The following is a 16,789-nucleotide window of genomic DNA, read 5'->3' as shown; positions in this document are numbered from 1 at the left end:
GTGACTTATTTCATTTGTAACAGTTTAATGATCATGGCGGCCCAAGCGATAATAAAGCACAGGCCCCCGATCGGAGTAATCGGCCCAAACCACTTGATACTTGTTAGGGCTAAGGCATACAAGCTGCCACTAAAGAGCACAATGCCGGCGATCATAAAGTAGCCGCTAATGGTAAGGTTGACACCAAACTTGGCCAATATGCCAAGCAGAATCAACCCTAGGGCATGATACATTTGGTATTCAACACCCGTTTGGAAAACGCCAATCGCGTACTCCGATAAGCGACTTTTCAAGCCATGGGCAGCAAAGGCGCCAAGTATAACACTGAGCCCCGCGAAAAGCGCTCCACTAATAAGAAATAACTGACTCATAACTGCTCCTTGATAAAGCTCACTGCGAGCTCCGCTGCCTTTTGCCATTGCTGTTGTTGGGTAAAGCCACTTTTTTTGCGCGGCACCAAGGAATGATCGCCATCTTCTAACCAATGGAGCTGAGCGGGACGTGTATCGACAAGCTCGAGCAACTCTGATTGCTTGCCAAAAGTGTCGCGCTCTCCTTGCAGCACACAAAAAGGTACTTTGATATCGGCAAAATGAGCGACGCGCAGTTTGTCTTTTTTTCCTGGCGGGTGGAACGGATACCCGAAGGCAATCACGCCTTGGACATCACTTGGGTGCTCAGCAACCAACATACTGGCCATGCGCCCGCCCATGGATTTGCCGCCAATAAACAGCGGCAAACCTGCGCGACGCTGCTCAAGGTGTTCGTTAAAGCTGGCTAACAGCTTATCGGCTTTTTCCGGTGGTCGGCGTTTGTTCTCTTGCTTAGCACGCTGCATGTATGGAAAATCGAATAACCCCACGCTCACACCCAAAGCGGCCATGTTCGCTGCCATTTGCTGCATAAAGTCACTGTCACTGCCTGCCCCTGCACCGTGGGCAAAAATAAACTGGGCAATCGGCGATTGCGCTTCAATCCACTGCATTAAAGCTGCTCCTGTTCTTTTTCAACTAACCCTAGCATCCACTCTTTAAATGAGACGATTTTACCGAGCTCCGATTGCGACTCGCGAAAGACTAGGTAGTAAGCGTTTTTACTTTCTAAGGTATGGTTAAACGGCACAATTAATCGCCCCGCATCAATTTCTGGTTTCGCCAGCACCAGGTTGCCAAGCGCTACACCTTGACCGTGGGCAGCAGCCTGCATCGCCATCGACGAGTGCGAGAATATCGGCCCTTGGTTAACTTGCACATTGCGTACTCCAGCGGTTTTCATCCATAACTTCCATGGTCGGCGCGTGGTATCGTGCAACAGCGTGTGGTACTGCAAATCTTGTGGCTCGTTCAGCGGCTTAGGGCCGTTCAATAGCATAGGGCTACACAAAGGCACCAAGTATTCGGTGTGCAACTTATGAGTTTCCACGCCACTCCAATGACCGCGACCATAATAGATAGCAATATCAACATCATCTTGAAGTGAATTGTCGTCCTGGTCTTGCGCTTTAATACGCACATCGATCTCTGGGTGTAACTCGTTAAACAAACTTAACCGAGGCACCAACCACTGAATCGCAAAGCTTGGAGTCAGGCTCACCGTTAACGACCCTTTGGCTCCACGCGCTAACAGTTTTTCTGTAGCATCCACTAATTGTGCAAAAATTTCTTTAATATCGAGAAAGTACCCTTGCCCCTCTTCAGTTAATAGCAAGGAGCGATTTTTTCGCAAAAATAATTTCAACCCTAAATGCTCTTCTAGGGTTTTGATCTGATGGCTTACGGCTGCTTGAGTTACATACAGCTCTTCTGCTGCTTTGGTAAAGCTTAAGTGCCTTGCCGCTGCTTCAAAAGCCTTTAGAGAGTTTAGAGGGGGGAGTCGCCGAGCCATAACTAACGATTAGTTTTTTTTATGTGGGTAAAGTATAACATTAGATTAGTTGTAGACAATAAACTTGATAAAGGCTGGTTAAGAGCATGCCCAAAATCACCGTGAGTGAAAGCAACAGAACGTCTCCCTCTAGACTAATAAGTAAAAACGTCATAATCTGCTTTTATGAAGTTTCTATATTTGCTACTAAGCGTTGCTTTTCCAGCTTTTGCCAATGACTACGATGTGACTTGGTTACGCATTAATGCGCCGCCATTTTCCATGCCCGCCAACAGCTCTGATTCGGGCATTTGCGATGATATCGTTGATGAGATTATCGCCCGGACTCCGGATTTAAAACATGACTCCATTCATTTACCGCAAATGCGCTTAAAGAGTTATTTTGAACAAGGCAAAAATGTATGTGTGCCCTGCCTAATCAAACGCGACAATCATCCTTTAGTGTTATTCTCTACGCGCACCAGCGTTTATCCGCCAATGGGTATCGTCACCACAGCACAGAAACAGCGCTCTATAACCGAAAAACATGGCAATCCCGTGCGCCTTTATTCGCTCTTAAACGATACAGGTTTGCGCTATGGGCAAGGTGCCGGACGGAAATACAGCCCATGGATTGAGAAAATCAAATCGAGAATACAAAATAGCCAAGCAGTGACGCTTAATTACCGTGGTGCCGATCAGGCCTCGGTGTTAGGCGATATGTTAGTCAACGAACGCATCGACTTCGGCATCGACTATCCCTTTATCGCCACTTACTACAGCCGTCATCATGACGTTCAGCTTGTCACTTTACCCATAGCCAATAACCAAGAAAACCTCGTGTTTGGTGCTATCGGCTGTGCCAAGCGCGCTGATAATGACTTTGCTACGACCTTTATCAACCGTATTAACCCTATTATCCGCAACCATATTTTACCCAGCGAGTCGTACCGACAACACCAAAGTAATTGGTTAAATGAATACTTCGACGATTTTTCCCAAGTATATGAAAAACACTTATTAACAAAAAAGCCAGCGCAACACGCTGGCTCTGAAAAGCGCGATACAAATTAAGATATTAGCCTAAATCGCTGGCGCTAGTATCTAATGGTGCAAAGCTTTTGACTAAATCGTCGATCGCTTTCATTTGCGTTAAGTACCCTTCCAGTTTCGCCAATGGCAGTGCGCACGGGCCATCACATTTAGCTTCGTTAGGATTTGGGTGGGCTTCAATGAAGAGTCCAGCAAGGCCAAGAGCCATACCACTGCGCGCCAATTCAGCCGCTTGAGCACGGCGACCGTCGGCACTGTCACTGCGTCCACCCGGGCGTTGTAGCGCATGAGTGGCATCAAAAATAACCGGTGCCATGGCTTTCATATCGTCCATGCCGAGCATATCAACCACTAAGTTGTTATAGCCAAAACTGGTTCCTCGCTCACACAAAGCCACTTGCTCGTTACCCGCTTCGGCAAATTTATTGATGATATGACGCATCTCATGAGGGGCTAAAAACTGTGGCTTTTTGACGTTTATAACGTTACCGGTTTTCGCCATGGCCGTTACCAAATCCGTCTGCCGTGCTAAAAATGCCGGGAGCTGAATAACATCCACGACCTCAGCAACAGGGGCTGCCTGATAGGGTTCATGCACATCGGTAATCAATGGAATATCAAAAGTACGCTTAATCTCTTCAAAAATCTTCAGCCCTTCTTCCATACCCGGACCACGGTATGAGGAAATAGACGACCGATTTGCTTTGTCAAAAGAGGCCTTAAATACATAAGGAATATTGAGTTTATTCGTGACCTCCACATAGTGCTCTGCGATACGCATCGCCAAATCGCGAGATTCGAGTACGTTCATACCACCAAACAGCACAAAGGGGTTTTTGTTTGCCAACTCAATGGCACCGATAGTTAACTTTTCAATCGTCATTGTCATTTCCTTAAGGGGCGACTGATTGCATAATCAAGCCACAAATATAAGCCATGTAAGTACCCACACCGTAACCTAACACCGCCAGCAGTACGCCCACCGGAGCCAAGGAGGGGTGAAAGGCTGATGCCACCACCGGCGCTGATGCGGCGCCACCGACATTGGCTTGCGAACCCACCGCCATGTAGAACAACGGCGCTTTGATCAGTTTCGCGACAATCAGCATCAAGCTGGCATGGGTAAGCATCCAAATAGCACCCACTACGAAATACAGCGGGCTGTCTAAAATAGCGGTAATATTCATGTGTAAGCCGATGGATGCGACCAAAATATAGAGGAAGCTTGAGGCCACCTTTGACGCTCCAAAAGCCTCAATATGGCGTACCCGAGTAAAAGACAAGCTAATGCCTATGGTAGTCGAAATAACGATGAGCCAGAAAAACTTACTATTTAGGCTGTATTCCTGAGCCCATGCAAATTGGTCAAAGTACGGGGCTAACAGATCACCGCAAAAATGAGCAAAACCGGTAATACCAAAGGCGATGGCGATAATGGTCATGTAGTCATTCAGTGTGGGCATACGCGCATGCTCAGCATGATAAGCTTCGACCCGCTTTTTCAAATCCTCAATGGCAGTGGTGTCGGCACCCGTTTTCGCATCTATGGCTTTGTGATTACCGGCCATTAGCAACAGTACCGCCATCCATAGATTGGCAACAATCACATCCACAGTCACCATTGCCGAGAAAATATCGCCGCCAACCTCGAACATCTCTTTCATTGATGCTTGGTTAGCTCCGCCACCAATCCAGCTGCCGGCAATTGTCGTCATTCCCCGCCACACGGCATCAGGGCCATGACCGCCAACCGCTTCAGGGTAGATGGCACTCATCACTAAAATAGCTAAAGGCCCGCCAATCACAATGCCCACGGTGCCGGTTAAAAACATAATCAGCGCCTTAGGGCCGAGATTAATAATCGCTCTTAAATCTATGCTAATGGTTAATAATATCAAACATGCAGGTAGCAAAAACCGCGAAGCAACGTAGTAAACATTGGAACTGTGGCCGTCAACGATGCCAAAAGTATTAAGCAACGACGGTAAAAAGTAGCACAGTAAAAGCGCGGGAACATACTTATAAAACTTTTGCCAGAAACGATGCTGGCTATGTGCCGTTTTAAATATAACGCCGAGGATCACGGCGAGCATACCCATCACCACCGCATCGTTGGTGATCAGTGCCTCATGAGGTTGAGCCATAAAAAATCCTTACCCTAATGGAGTGTGTTGTTATTGTTATCCAGCTCGTCAATTTGATGACGGACTAGCTCAATGGCTGGGTCGTCGGGACATTCATCGACAAAAAAACGTAAATCAGCCTTGGCCAGTTCTGGTCGGTCAATTTGGTTAAGCAAGTACCCTCTGTCGCGCCGCTCATAGGGATCATCACCGAGTAGTTCAATCAGTAATTCCACACAGGCAAGCGCGTCGCCAAAACGCTCAGCACCGATAAACGCCCATTTTTGATGTGCCAGATACAGCTTATATGCCTCTTCATCGAACACCATCTCAGGTAATGTCTCATTATCAGTTTCCGCGTTTTCAGGCTGCAAATGCCATATCTGTTGCCCAGAGGCGGGTTCTATGAGGTAGTATTCCTGCGCACTAAACGATACCTGCACCATAACACTTTGATCAATCAGTGCAATATCGGCGTTAAAACGACAATGTTCTAAAATGGCTTGCAGTACAATCGCCAATGACAGGCTGTTACCTGTGCGGTATAGCAAGGTAAAATAAACACTGTTTAGGCGATACTCTGGCATCTCTTGTTGCGTGCCACTGAAGCTCCAGTCACTGTAAAAACAATCAACGATAGCATCAAGCGCTTGGTGTTTATCGCTGTAACGCGCATACACCTCGCTGGCGGCTTGTTGTAACTGTTTGAGTTGAGCAAAGGCATCATCAACATTAGCTTGTGCATGCCACCGAGCTTCAGCTTGAATACACTGAGTGATGGCACTGACACTGTAGCTGTGCTCTAGATCGAATTGGTCATCTAACCACACATCAGACATAGAATAGGGTACATCTCACGAGCTAAAAAAACTGAGCGCTAGTTTACCTAGGATCGTGAAGATATACCAATTTCGGCGGTTTTTAGTGGTTAATTGTTAGCTAAAGAAGCCAGATTTCGATCCAGCCAAGTAGCCAATCGCTAAAAGCACGAGGGTATTAACCCCTAACCATAACCATTTTTGGCCTTGTGTAGGCGCTTTAAGCAGCTTAAAACCGATAACAATGTAAGCGACCACTAAAATAATTTTTTGCCATAGCCATGGCACTGCAAGGGGGTTGATACTGGCCACCACAAGCAGCGCAATCGCACTCAGTAGCAGCAAGGTGTCAACAATATGGCTGGATATAAATACTGCTTTATTCGCAGCAATTTTACCACCACCGATACGTGAGAAAGCGCGGGTGTAAAAAAGCACCACACTCAAGACTACAAACAACACATGGGTGTGTTTTAGCGCAATATAATCCATACCATTCCTTAATCTGGGTAGCGCGCTAGAATTGTTTCTAGCGTGTCTAGTTTTTCAATAAATACATCTACGAGCTTGGGCTCAAACTGGGTCCCGCGTAAGCGTTGAATTTCTTCCACGACTTCGGCTTTACCCCAAGGTTCTTTGTAACTGCGCCGATGACGTAAGGCATCATAGACATCTGCCAACGCCACTATGCGGCCAAACACGTGAATATCTTGGCCTTTTTTACCTTGCGGATAGCCACTGCCATCCCACCACTCATGATGCTCTTGAGCAATCGTGGCTCCTGCTTGTACTAAGGGCCGTTTAGAATCAGCTAAAATAGTGTAACCTTTTTGCGCATGCTGTTTCATCACCTGCCATTCGTTCTCATCGAGCTTCCCTGGCTTGTGTAAAATAGCATCAGGCACGCCCACTTTGCCGACATCATGCAGAGGAGACGCACTGCGCACCAGTTCACACTCTTGCTCACTCAACCCCAAACCCCGCGCCAACTCATAGCAGATATGCGACACCCGGCGAACGTGATTGCCTGTCTCGTTACTGCGCTGCTCTAACGCCTCGCTTAAGCGCCACACCAGCTCCTGCTGAGTGTCTTCTATTTCCGATTGCAGCTGTACATTTTCATACGCAATTTGTACGTTCTGAGCAAAGATTTCAATTAAGTGTCGTTGCGTGGTAGTCAGGTTTTTAGGCACTCCGGAGATATAAAGCAAGGCACTGTTATTGTATTGGCTAGAGCAATGGGCAAACAGATAATCGTCTTTATAAATAATGGTTTTTTCATTGAGCGCTTGTGTACAGGCGGTAAACTGCTCTGCACTGAGGACTTGATCTAGAGATTTACCCTCACTTTGTTCAAACTCCCCCTGACCGGCAAAAACCACTAAGTTTTTCGCATCCTTTTGCTCACTGCTGGCCACTAAAGAGGTCGCATACATGGCCTTATCAACTGAGCCGAGTAAGGAAGTGAGCTGCTGAATTACTCCGTGAATAAAGGTTTCCATGGAGTGGGAAGCAAATATATCTCGCGAAGCAGTGATAATTTTTTCCAGTCCCTGGCGCGATTGCTCGATGGCTAAAATATCACGATACGAGCGCAGGCTGGACATCACTACGGTGAACAGCTTTTGCGCTGTCAGTTCAGTTTTCGACTTGTAATCGTTGATATCGTAATTAACGATTACTTGGCGCTCTGGCGCCTGGCCAGGCTGACCTGTTCTGAGAATAATACGCACATGATGGTTTTTGGCTTCATGGCGGATGTACTGTGCAACCTTCAAGCCGGCATCATCGGTTTCCATAACCACATCGAGTAGCACAATGGCTGCATCTGGGTGCTGATTAATTAGCTGCTTCGCTTCACTGCCTGAGTAGGCACTGATAAACTCCAGCCGTTTTTCTTGGAACTCGAAATCACTAAGCGCGAGTTTCGTCACAGCATGGACTTCTGGTTCATCATCAACAATAAGGATTTTCCAAGTTCCAAGGCTATCTTGCTCGACTTCTTCAATTTCCTCATCACTGAATAAAAAGTCTTCGGACATGTTAGTTCCTTTTAAAAATCAACGACCAATGTCACTCCCTAAGCATAGGCCTAAGTTGTGTATTCAGCCAAGGTGATGCGCTCATTTTGACCTAAATCGACCACTGTCCGCGCATTAACGTACCCGTAATTAGTCAAAAGTTGCCGTACAGCCTGCCCTTGCTCGAAGCCATGCTCTAACATTAGCGTTGCACCTGGGTGCAAATAAGCGCGTGCTTGAGCAATGATATGGTCAATATCGGCCAAGCCATTGTCTTTGGCAACCAAGGCGCTGAGAGGTTCATAGCGCACATCTCCAACACTCAGGTGAGGGTCGCACTCATCGATATAGGGCGGGTTACTAACAATAAGGTCAAAGCGCTGGGCGGCAATAGCACTGAACCAATCGCTCTGGTAGATGCGCACGTTTGCAATACCGAGGGACTGTTGGTTGTGCATCGCTAAGGTAACGGCATCGGCACTGGCATCAACCCCTTGCACCTGCCATTGCTGACGTTCACTAGCCAGCGCCAGAGCAATTGCCCCTGTGCCTGTACCGAGGTCTAAAACCTGCGCGTTCTCAGGTAGGTCGAGCGCCAACGCCTGTTCAACAAGCGTCTCGGTATCGGGTCTTGGTATTAAGGTGCTACTGTTGACGGCTAATGGTAAGGACCAAAACTCGCGGGTGCCCGTTAAATGGGCAACTGGCACCCCCTGCAAACGCTGACTTAATAGCTTTTCAAACTCACGCAGTTGACGCTCTTCGAGGGCCTTATCGCCCCAAGCAAATAGGTAGGAGCGTGGTTTACGCAACACGTGTAATAATAATACTTGTGCATCTAGGCGTGGTGATTCACTGCTGTCTGCGAGCGCCGTTGCTGCATTACGCAGCACGGCATCAATAGTCGAATTCGACAATTAATCGTCACCCATTGCAGCAAGCAAATCGGCTTGGTGTTCTATCAATAGTGGGTCAATCACAGCGCCTAAATCACCGGCAACCACCTCATTCAAACGATACAGGGTGAGGTTAATACGGTGGTCAGTAATACGCCCTTGTGGGTAATTGTAGGTACGAATACGCTCTGAGCGGTCGCCACTGCCCACCAAATTACGGCGCTGGCTGGCCTCTTCTGCCTGACGTTTTTCTGTTTCCGCTTGCTCTAAGCGAGCAGCAAGAACCGACATTGCTTTAGCGCGGTTTTTATGCTGTGAACGTTCATCCTGACACTCAACCACAACGCCTGTAGGAATGTGGGTAATACGAATAGCAGAGTCGGTTTTGTTAACGTGCTGTCCACCGGCACCCGAGGCGCGGAAGGTATCTACTTTAATATCTGCGGTATTAATTTCGATGGCTTCAGCTTCTGGGATCTCAGGCATAACCGCGACCGTACATGCAGAGGTATGAACACGCCCTTGCGATTCTGTCTCAGGCACACGCTGCACTCGGTGCGCACCGGATTCAAACTTTAGCTTACCGTATACGCCGTCACCTTTGATATTGGCAATCACCTCTTTATAACCGCCGTGTTCACCTTCGTTAGCGCTGACTAGCTCTACTTGCCACTTCTGAGTTTCTGCATAGCGGCTGTACATACGGAATAGATCGCCTGCGAAAATAGCCGCTTCATCACCGCCCGTACCGGCCCGCACTTCTAAGAACACATTGTTGTTGTCACGAGGGTCGCGAGGCAACATCAATACTTGCAATTGCTCTTCTAGGCTCTCCACTTGAGCTTTTGCTTCTTTGAATTCTTCTTGCGCCATTTCACGCATATCAGGATCGGAATCTTTGAGCATTTCTTGTGCTGTGCCCACATCTTCTTGTGCTTGCTGATAGGCGGTAAAGGCTTTAGCCACTTCTTCTAATTCTGCATATTCTTTGGATAAAGCACGAAACCTATCTTGATCACCAATCACTTCGGGATCACTCAGCAGCGCTTGAACTTCTTCATAACGCTCCACTAAGGTTTCTAACTTGCGGTATACCGACTCTTTCATGTGTTTGTTATTCCTGATTAATTCCTAACATTTTTTGCATTTGTGCCAGCTGCCCCACTTCGCCTTTCTCGGCCGCATCTTTAATCGCCTTAGTAGGCGCATGCATCAGTCGATTAGTGAGTTTATTCGCGAGCTCAACCATGATTTTCTCTGGCTCTTTGCCACTGGCTAGCTGAGCCATTGCTCGCTCAAGGAGTTGTTCTTTCGTTTGCGTCACATCATTACGATAATCGCGGATGAGCCCCACTGAATCGAGAGACTTTAGCCAATTATCAAACTCACTGACTCGCGCGGTGATAATCTGCTCGGCTTCTTTTGCTGCTTGCTCTCGCGTTGCCATATTTTCGCTGACGATCGCTTGCAAGTCATCCACTGAATATAAATAGGCGTTATCCAGCTCCGCTACTTGGCTTTCGATATCCCGTGGAACAGCGATATCAATCAACAGCATAGGTTTGTTTTTACGCTTTTTCAGCGCCTGCTCAATCACCCCTTTACCGATAATGGGCAACGTACTGGCCGTTGAGCTGATGACAATATCGGCCTGTGGTAACTGTTCCGGCAACTGCGCTAAGGATATCACGCCAGCGGCGAACTCGTCGGCTAAATTTCGGGCGCGGTCGATGGTACGGTTGGCAACAGTCATTGATTGGGGTGAGTGCTGATGAATATGTCTGGCAACCAGCTCAATGGTTTCACCAGCGCCTATGAGTAGCACACGAGTGTTATCTAGCTTGCCATAAATATGTTTGGCTAAATTCACTGCAGCGTAGGCCACCGACACCGCACTGGCACCAATATTCGTCTCGGTACGCACCTGTTTCGCGACAGAGAACGTTTTTTGAAATAAGCGCTCGAATAAGACCCCAACGCCGCCATTCTTTTTAGCGCTGGCGTACGCTTGTTTTATTTGCCCAAGAATTTGCGGCTCACCCAGTACTAATGAATCAAGACCGCAAGCCACCTTCATCAAATGATAGATAGCTTGGCTATGATCAAAGCTGTACACGTTTTCCGCCAACTCTTTGCTATCAAGTTGGTGAAACTGCGCGAGCCACTGCAACACTTGCTCCGGTGTACCGCTCTCAAGTGAACAATATATTTCAGTGCGATTGCAGGTCGAGACGATCACGGACTCGGCAAACTCATCTTGCATTGTGAGTTGCTGTAGTGCACGGTCGAGCTGTTCAGGAGAGAAGGCAACTCTCTCGCGCAAATCAACCGATGCTGTTTTGTGATTAATACCCAGTGCGACTATGGTCATGGTGGACAACTATTGCTTAACAACCAATTTTATTAAATACTTACTCATTCTTTAAATTAGCGCATAGATGGATAGCTTCTGCCAAACGGATTTTATCGATGGCAGTAAACGAATTCGTCGACGCTAAATGAAAATCGCTTGCAATAACATTGGTCTGAACCTGCTTCAAGCGAATAATTTTACGAAAATCAAGCGAATAAGGAAAGGCGGGAAAGACATTTGATTAACTTTCGATTGATTTTGCTGGTGTTTTTTTTGTTTCTTACAGGCTGTGTACAAACAATCCCGGAATCCACACCACCTAGCGACACTTGGCGCACCTCCCTTAAGCAAATAAAACACTTTCGCAGTGAAGGTAAAATGGCGTTTATTTCACCACAGAAGCGGCAATCAGCTAATTTTGTTTGGCAACAACAAGACGATGAATACAGCCTCGATTTAAACACCTTTATCGGCACCAACGTTTTGCGCTTAAAACGCCACCCCTATATCGTTGAGCTGGATATCGATGGCGAACAATACCAAGGACATAACGCACAGAGCTTGGTGTATCGTTTAAGCGGTTGGCTGTTACCTTTAGATACCCCAGAACAATGGCTGTTAGCGGCCTACGACGCCGAGTCAGCTCAGTTTGATCAACAACAACGCGTACGCAGCGCCAGCTGGCTGAGCCCGGATAATCGTCAGTGGCAGATTCGTTACCAAAATTACGAGGCTATTCAGGGCGTTTGGCTACCAACGCGTATCACCCTGAGCCACGATACTCTGCGCGTTAAGTTATTAATTAATGAATGGCAACTGCAATGAACTCTTGTGCACTTAGCGTGATAGCACCGGCTAAACTTAATTTGTTTTTGCATATAACGGGGCGTCGGGATGACGGCTATCATGAATTGGAAACCCTTTTCACTTTTCTTGACCACGGCGATGAGTTGCATTTTCAACCACGCCAAGACTCGCGCATTGAATTAGCGCCCATCAGTGGTGTAGCCAACGAGGATAACCTTATTTTCCGCGCTGGCGAACTTTTGCGCCAAGCCTATCAGCAGCGTGGTCTCGAAGTGTGCGGAGTGAATATTGATATCGACAAGCGATTGCCCATGGGCGGCGGCGTCGGTGGTGGTTCATCGGATGCAGCAACAACCCTACTTGCTCTTAATTCACTGTGGGGCAACAAGCTGAGCCTAGATGAGCTAGCAGAATTAGGCATTCAACTCGGTGCCGATGTACCCGTGTTTATAGGCGGGCGCAGTGCCCTAGCGCGAGGGGTTGGTGAACAATTACAAGCGGTTGATGTACCACAACACTGGTATTTGGTAGTACATCCACAAGTGCATATAAGCACCGCAGCGGTATTTGGCCACCCTGATTTACCTCGAGATAGCGCCCCCCTACCACAGCAATGGCAGCATGCAGAGCATAGAAATGACTGTGAAGCACTGGTCAAAAAGCTCTACAGCGAGGTTGAAAAAACACTGCAGTGGTTGCTAAAATACGCCCCGTCGAGAATGACTGGCACTGGGGCGTGTTGTTTCGCCGCGTTCGATAGCGAACGCGCAGCGTTAGACGTTCTAGAAAAGCTGCCCACCGAGTGGCAAGGCTTTGTTGCCAAAAGTTTAAATCAATCTCCTGCTCATACAGCGCTTGGTTTAAACTAATGTAGAAGTAAAGTGTTTAAGTTAGCCTGCAAATTCACTTGCATGTTAGTCCAAAATTTCAGTGCCCGAGGAACCCTACCGTGCCAGACATGAAGCTCTTCGCTGGTAATGCAACGCCTGACCTAGCTCAAAAAGTTGCAAAACGTTTATATATCGAACTAGGCGATGCCGAAGTTGGTCGTTTTAGCGACGGTGAAATCAGTGTATCTATTAATGAAAACGTCCGTGGCTCGGACGTTTTTATTATCCAGTCTACCTGTGCGCCGACCAACGACAACCTGATGGAATTAATCGTCATGGTTGATGCGCTGCGCCGCGCTTCAGCTGGGCGTATCACCGCTGTACTGCCGTACTTCGGTTATGCCCGTCAAGATCGCCGTGTGCGTTCTGCTCGTGTGCCAATCACTGCCAAAGTTGTTGCTGATTTCTTATCAAGTGTTGGCGTCGACCGTGTGCTAACGGTAGACCTCCACGCCGAGCAAATCCAAGGCTTTTTCGATGTGCCGGTGGACAACGTATTTGGCAGCCCTGTACTTATCGAAGACATGGCTCAGCGTGATTTTGACGACGTCGTCGTTGTCTCACCTGACATTGGTGGCGTAGTTCGCGCCCGTGCTATTGCGAAGTTACTTGATGACAAAGACCTCGCTATTATTGATAAGCGTCGTCCTCAAGCCAATGTGTCTCAGGTTATGCACATCATTGGTGATGTCAAAGGTCGTGACTGCATTATTGTTGATGACATGATTGATACTGGCGGCACACTCTGTAAAGCTGCTGAAGCATTAAAAGAACATGGCGCTAAACGCGTGTTTGCTTATGCCACGCACCCAGTATTATCCGGTAATGCAGCTGAAAATCTGCGTAATTCAGTAATTGACGAAGTCATTGTCACCGACTCAATTCCGTTGTCAGATGAGCTTAAAGCCTTGGACAATATCAAGGTATTAACCTTGGCTGATATGATGGCCGAGACCATCCGTCGTATTAGCAACGAAGAATCTATTTCGGCGATGTTTGAGCACTAAAGCTGCTTCGCCGATGAGCTCAAATAGAAAACACCGCCTCGGCGGTGTTTTTTTTATTCTGCTGTTTATTTTAACCAAGGCCGGTGGTACTATAGCGCGCCTTTTTTAATTGGCTGTGGTGTTACATCGCTTGCCAATTGGGTTAAGGCCTTTGGTCGCGAAGGTCTTACACTATATTAATTTGATAATTTGGAGACATCATGTCTAACGATTTTTACACATTTGATGCAGAAGTACGTACAGAGCTAGGTACTGGTGCGAGCCGCCGCCTACGTCGTGCAGACAAAGTTCCTGCGATCCTTTACGGTGCAGGCAAAGACGCTGTATCACTAACGCTTGACCACAACAAAGTGAACCAAGCACAAGACCACGAAGGTTTCTACACGCACATTCTTACCCTGAACATCGGTGGTGAGTCTGTTGAAGCGATTCTTAAAGACATTCACCGTCACCCGTTCAAGCCTAAGATCACGCACTTAGACTTCCAACGTGTTGACCCGAACTCTAAGATCCACACTAACGTGCCAATTCACTTCATCGGTGATGAAGAAGTTAGCAAAAAAGGTGCAACTGCTGTTCACCAACTAACTGAAATCGAAATCACGTGTCTACCTAAAGCGCTACCTGAGTTCATCGAAGTAAGCGTAGCTGACCTAGTTCCTGGTGATTCACTACACCTATCTGAGATCAAACTACCAGCAGGTGTTGTTTCAGTAGAACTAGCTAAAGGCGCTGACCACGACCAAGCGGTTGTAACTGTCAACGCTAACAAAGCTGCTCCAGCTGAAGATTCAGAAGAAGCGTCTGATAGCGACGCAGAATAAGGTTTAAGGTGTTAGCACCTTGAATACTATTCAAATGCTAGTGGGCCTGGCTAATCCAGGCCCCGAATATCAAAAGACCCGCCATAATGCAGGGGCCTGGTTTATCGAAGAACTGGCCGCACGCTATAACTGCACTCTAAAACCTGACGCAAAACATCACGGCTTAACCGGCAAAGTTATTATCGGTGACAGCGAATTTAAGCTTCTGATTCCAACCACTTATATGAATCTCAGTGGTAAATCTGTGGCCAGTTTAGCTAACTTTTACAAAATCCCCGTTGAGCATATTCTTGTTGCTCATGACGAGATGGATTTAGAACCGGGCATCGCTAAGTTAAAAAAAGGCGGTGGACACGGCGGTCACAACGGACTAAAAGATATCATTGCGAAAATGGCTAACAACAAAGAATTTATGCGTTTGCGTATAGGTATTGGCCACCCAGGTCACCGTGATAAAGTGACCGGTTGGGTGTTAGGCAAGGCGCCTCAAGCTGATCAGGAAAAGATCGACGCTGCAGTTGATGAGGCTGTGCGCTGCATGGATATTTTGGCGAAAGACGGTGTGCTTAAAGCACAAAACAGACTCCACTCATTTAAGCCATAATGACGCGTGGCTTGAACACAAACAGGTATACATAATATGGGTTTTAAATGTGGTATTGTTGGCTTGCCTAATGTTGGTAAATCAACCCTTTTCAACGCGCTTACCAAAGCTGGTATTGAAGCGCAAAACTTCCCCTTTTGTACTATCGAGCCAAATACAGGCGTTGTTCCAGTACCCGACGCACGCTTAAATCAGCTTGCAGAGATTGTTAACCCACAACGTGTTCTACCTACGACCATGGAGTTCGTTGATATCGCTGGTTTGGTAAAAGGCGCTTCGAAAGGTGAAGGTCTTGGGAACCAATTCCTCGCCAATATTCGCGAAACCGATGCGATTGGTCATGTTGTGCGCTGCTTTGAAAATGACAATATTGTCCACGTTGCCGGGCAAATCGACCCTGCCGATGATATTGAAGTTATCAACACTGAGCTTGTGTTGGCTGACATGGACAGTGCTGATAAAGCGCTACTGCGTCAAGCAAAGAAAGCCAAAGGCGGCGACAAAGACGCAAAATTCGAGATAAGTGTGCTTGAGAAAGTAAAAGCGCATTTAGATGAAGGCTTAACACTGCGCTCACTACGCTTGGAAAAAGAAGAAAAAGCAGCCATTGATTACTTAAACTTCTTAACCATTAAGCCAACTATGTACATCGCCAATGTCAACGAAGATGGCTTTGAAAATAACCCGCATTTAGAGACCGTGCGCGAGATTGCTGCGAATGAAGATGCTGTGGTTATTCCGGTTTGTGCAGCCATAGAAGCTGAACTGTCAGAGCTCGAAGAAGACGAGCGCAACGAATTCATGGAAGATTTAGGCCTTGAAGAACCAGGCTTAAACCGAGTGATTCGTGGCGGCTACGAGTTGCTACAGCTGCAAACTTACTTCACTGCGGGCGTCAAAGAGGTTCGTGCTTGGACGATTCCTGTTGGTGCAACAGCGCCACAAGCAGCAGGAAAAATACACACGGATTTCGAAAAAGGCTTTATCCGTGCACAAACAATCGCGTTTGATGACTATATTGAATACAAGGGCGAAAATGGCGCAAAAGAAGCTGGAAAAATGCGTCAAGAAGGCAAGGACTACATTGTTAAAGATGGCGATGTAATGAACTTCTTGTTCAACGTGTAATAAACACCGCTTCAATGAGCCCGCTTTATTAGCGGGCTTTTTTGTTTGTGAGTGAGAAAAAGAAGCTGTTTTTTATTCGCTTCGCTTGTTTTTCAGGCAAACAATTCATCCTCGTTATGTTTTTACTAAAAAGGTGTTGACGCGCTTTCGGCAGATCAGCATAATACGCCCCGCATCAGCGATGATGAACAAGTAAAAGTTGGCTACGTAGCTCAGTTGGTTAGAGCACATCACTCATAATGATGGGGTCCCCTGTTCAAATCAGGGCGTAGCCACCATTTTCTTTCTACCAATAAGAAAATGAAAATTACTTTATGCGGAAGTGGCGGAATTGGTAGACGCGCTGGATTTAGGTTCCAGTATCTTCGGATGTGAGAGTTCAAGTCTCTCCTTCCGCACCAT

Annotated in this window: 18 protein-coding genes and 2 tRNA genes; 9 read left to right on the top strand and 11 right to left on the bottom strand. The window is 47.2% G+C overall.

From position 1 onward, the window contains the following. Window positions 1-5: 5 nt before the first annotated feature. From EXT46_RS08150 to EXT46_RS08140, 3 genes are read right to left on the bottom strand one after another with little or no spacing between them, the layout of a single operon-like run. On the bottom strand, window positions 6-371 hold the full coding sequence (locus EXT46_RS08150) for a DUF423 domain-containing protein (protein ID WP_022944699.1): 366 nt from the start codon (window positions 369-371) through the stop codon (window positions 6-8). Then, on the bottom strand, window positions 368-985 hold the full coding sequence (locus EXT46_RS08145; protein ID WP_130146568.1) for an alpha/beta fold hydrolase: 618 nt from the start codon (window positions 983-985) through the stop codon (window positions 368-370). Before EXT46_RS08145 ends, EXT46_RS08150 begins: the two co-directional genes overlap by 4 nt. Next, complete coding sequence (locus tag EXT46_RS08140; protein WP_022944697.1) at window positions 985-1,884, bottom strand: transcriptional regulator GcvA; 900 nt, start codon at window positions 1,882-1,884, stop codon at window positions 985-987. Before EXT46_RS08140 ends, EXT46_RS08145 begins: the two co-directional genes overlap by 1 nt. Window positions 1,885-2,049: 165 nt before the next feature. Here EXT46_RS08140 and EXT46_RS08135 point away from each other — a divergent pair, with 165 nt between their 5' ends. Then, window positions 2,050-2,937 carry a hypothetical protein gene (locus EXT46_RS08135; protein WP_130146566.1) on the top strand — a complete coding sequence of 296 codons (888 nt, stop codon included), beginning with the start codon at window positions 2,050-2,052 and terminating at the stop codon, window positions 2,935-2,937. 4 nt (window positions 2,938-2,941) lie between these two features. Here EXT46_RS08135 and kdsA read toward each other — a convergent pair whose 3' ends face one another. The 8 genes from kdsA to hemA form a co-directional block, all read right to left on the bottom strand. Next, window positions 2,942-3,799, bottom strand: coding sequence for a 3-deoxy-8-phosphooctulonate synthase (kdsA, locus tag EXT46_RS08130; protein WP_130146564.1), 858 nt, complete (start codon window positions 3,797-3,799; stop codon window positions 2,942-2,944). 10 nt (window positions 3,800-3,809) lie between these two features. Beyond that, window positions 3,810-5,060, bottom strand: a complete 1,251-nt coding sequence (locus EXT46_RS08125; protein ID WP_022944694.1) for a DUF819 family protein — start codon at window positions 5,058-5,060, stop codon at window positions 3,810-3,812. 14 nt (window positions 5,061-5,074) lie between these two features. Beyond that, window positions 5,075-5,878, bottom strand: coding sequence for a tetratricopeptide repeat protein (locus EXT46_RS08120; protein ID WP_022944693.1), 804 nt, complete (start codon window positions 5,876-5,878; stop codon window positions 5,075-5,077). 96 nt (window positions 5,879-5,974) lie between these two features. Then, on the bottom strand, window positions 5,975-6,349 hold the full coding sequence (locus EXT46_RS08115) for a SirB2 family protein (RefSeq protein WP_022944692.1): 375 nt from the start codon (window positions 6,347-6,349) through the stop codon (window positions 5,975-5,977). 8 nt (window positions 6,350-6,357) lie between these two features. Then, a complete protein-coding gene (locus EXT46_RS08110) occupies window positions 6,358-7,899 on the bottom strand; it encodes a response regulator (RefSeq protein ID WP_022944691.1) in 1,542 nt (513 codons plus the stop codon). A gap of 50 nt (window positions 7,900-7,949) precedes the next feature. Next, window positions 7,950-8,795, bottom strand: coding sequence for a peptide chain release factor N(5)-glutamine methyltransferase (gene prmC / locus EXT46_RS08105; protein WP_130146562.1), 846 nt, complete (start codon window positions 8,793-8,795; stop codon window positions 7,950-7,952). Beyond that, window positions 8,796-9,881 carry a peptide chain release factor 1 gene (gene prfA, locus EXT46_RS08100; protein ID WP_130146560.1) on the bottom strand — a complete coding sequence of 362 codons (1,086 nt, stop codon included), beginning with the start codon at window positions 9,879-9,881 and terminating at the stop codon, window positions 8,796-8,798. 7 nt (window positions 9,882-9,888) lie between these two features. Beyond that, window positions 9,889-11,145: a glutamyl-tRNA reductase gene (gene hemA, locus EXT46_RS08095; protein WP_045979735.1), complete on the bottom strand. Its 1,257-nt coding sequence runs from the start codon at window positions 11,143-11,145 to the stop codon at window positions 9,889-9,891. Window positions 11,146-11,364: 219 nt separating this feature from the next. Here hemA and lolB point away from each other — a divergent pair, with 219 nt between their 5' ends. The 8 genes from lolB to EXT46_RS08055 all read left to right on the top strand — a co-directional run bounded on the left by lolB (window position 11,365) and on the right by EXT46_RS08055 (window position 16,788). Beyond that, complete coding sequence (lolB, locus tag EXT46_RS08090) at window positions 11,365-11,952, top strand: lipoprotein insertase outer membrane protein LolB (RefSeq protein WP_022944687.1); 588 nt, start codon at window positions 11,365-11,367, stop codon at window positions 11,950-11,952. Beyond that, window positions 11,949-12,803, top strand: coding sequence for a 4-(cytidine 5'-diphospho)-2-C-methyl-D-erythritol kinase (gene ispE, locus EXT46_RS08085; protein ID WP_130146558.1), 855 nt, complete (start codon window positions 11,949-11,951; stop codon window positions 12,801-12,803). The genes lolB and ispE overlap by 4 nt, the downstream gene beginning before the upstream one ends. A gap of 80 nt (window positions 12,804-12,883) precedes the next feature. Next, on the top strand, window positions 12,884-13,831 hold the full coding sequence (locus tag EXT46_RS08080) for a ribose-phosphate pyrophosphokinase (RefSeq protein WP_022944685.1): 948 nt from the start codon (window positions 12,884-12,886) through the stop codon (window positions 13,829-13,831). Between the two features lie 200 nt (window positions 13,832-14,031). Further along, window positions 14,032-14,655 carry a 50S ribosomal protein L25/general stress protein Ctc gene (locus tag EXT46_RS08075; RefSeq protein ID WP_022944684.1) on the top strand — a complete coding sequence of 208 codons (624 nt, stop codon included), beginning with the start codon at window positions 14,032-14,034 and terminating at the stop codon, window positions 14,653-14,655. A gap of 19 nt (window positions 14,656-14,674) precedes the next feature. Beyond that, complete coding sequence (pth, locus tag EXT46_RS08070; protein WP_022944683.1) at window positions 14,675-15,259, top strand: aminoacyl-tRNA hydrolase; 585 nt, start codon at window positions 14,675-14,677, stop codon at window positions 15,257-15,259. Between the two features lie 36 nt (window positions 15,260-15,295). Next, window positions 15,296-16,387: a redox-regulated ATPase YchF gene (gene ychF / locus EXT46_RS08065; protein WP_022944682.1), complete on the top strand. Its 1,092-nt coding sequence runs from the start codon at window positions 15,296-15,298 to the stop codon at window positions 16,385-16,387. Window positions 16,388-16,588: 201 nt separating this feature from the next. After that, window positions 16,589-16,665, top strand: a tRNA-Met gene (locus tag EXT46_RS08060). A gap of 38 nt (window positions 16,666-16,703) precedes the next feature. Further along, window positions 16,704-16,788, top strand: a tRNA-Leu gene (locus EXT46_RS08055). Window position 16,789 lies beyond the last annotated feature (1 nt).

This window comes from Pseudoalteromonas sp. CO325X (assembly GCF_004208955.1).
GTDB classification, from domain to species: Bacteria; Pseudomonadota; Gammaproteobacteria; order Enterobacterales; family Alteromonadaceae; genus Pseudoalteromonas; species Pseudoalteromonas ruthenica.
The sequence above is the reverse complement of the archived record's forward strand: the minus strand, read 5'-3'. Positions and strand labels throughout refer to the sequence as shown.

What these genes read in the sequence shown, in the direction of transcription:
- EXT46_RS08150 (WP_022944699.1), bottom strand. Translation starts at nt 371, where the DNA reads ATGAGTCAGTTATTTCTTATTAGTGGAGCGCTTTTCGCGGGGCTCAGT.
- EXT46_RS08145 (WP_130146568.1), bottom strand. Translation starts at nt 985, where the DNA reads ATGCAGTGGATTGAAGCGCAATCGCCGATTGCCCAGTTTATTTTTGCC.
- EXT46_RS08140 (WP_022944697.1), bottom strand. Translation starts at nt 1,884, where the DNA reads ATGGCTCGGCGACTCCCCCCTCTAAACTCTCTAAAGGCTTTTGAAGCA.
- EXT46_RS08135 (WP_130146566.1), top strand. Translation starts at nt 2,050, where the DNA reads ATGAAGTTTCTATATTTGCTACTAAGCGTTGCTTTTCCAGCTTTTGCC.
- kdsA (WP_130146564.1), bottom strand. Translation starts at nt 3,799, where the DNA reads ATGACGATTGAAAAGTTAACTATCGGTGCCATTGAGTTGGCAAACAAA.
- EXT46_RS08125 (WP_022944694.1), bottom strand. Translation starts at nt 5,060, where the DNA reads ATGGCTCAACCTCATGAGGCACTGATCACCAACGATGCGGTGGTGATG.
- EXT46_RS08120 (WP_022944693.1), bottom strand. Translation starts at nt 5,878, where the DNA reads ATGTCTGATGTGTGGTTAGATGACCAATTCGATCTAGAGCACAGCTAC.
- EXT46_RS08115 (WP_022944692.1), bottom strand. Translation starts at nt 6,349, where the DNA reads ATGGATTATATTGCGCTAAAACACACCCATGTGTTGTTTGTAGTCTTG.
- EXT46_RS08110 (WP_022944691.1), bottom strand. Translation starts at nt 7,899, where the DNA reads ATGTCCGAAGACTTTTTATTCAGTGATGAGGAAATTGAAGAAGTCGAG.
- prfA (WP_130146560.1), bottom strand. Translation starts at nt 9,881, where the DNA reads ATGAAAGAGTCGGTATACCGCAAGTTAGAAACCTTAGTGGAGCGTTAT.
- hemA (WP_045979735.1), bottom strand. Translation starts at nt 11,145, where the DNA reads ATGACCATAGTCGCACTGGGTATTAATCACAAAACAGCATCGGTTGAT.
- ispE (WP_130146558.1), top strand. Translation starts at nt 11,949, where the DNA reads ATGAACTCTTGTGCACTTAGCGTGATAGCACCGGCTAAACTTAATTTG.
- EXT46_RS08075 (WP_022944684.1), top strand. Translation starts at nt 14,032, where the DNA reads ATGTCTAACGATTTTTACACATTTGATGCAGAAGTACGTACAGAGCTA.
- ychF (WP_022944682.1), top strand. Translation starts at nt 15,296, where the DNA reads ATGGGTTTTAAATGTGGTATTGTTGGCTTGCCTAATGTTGGTAAATCA.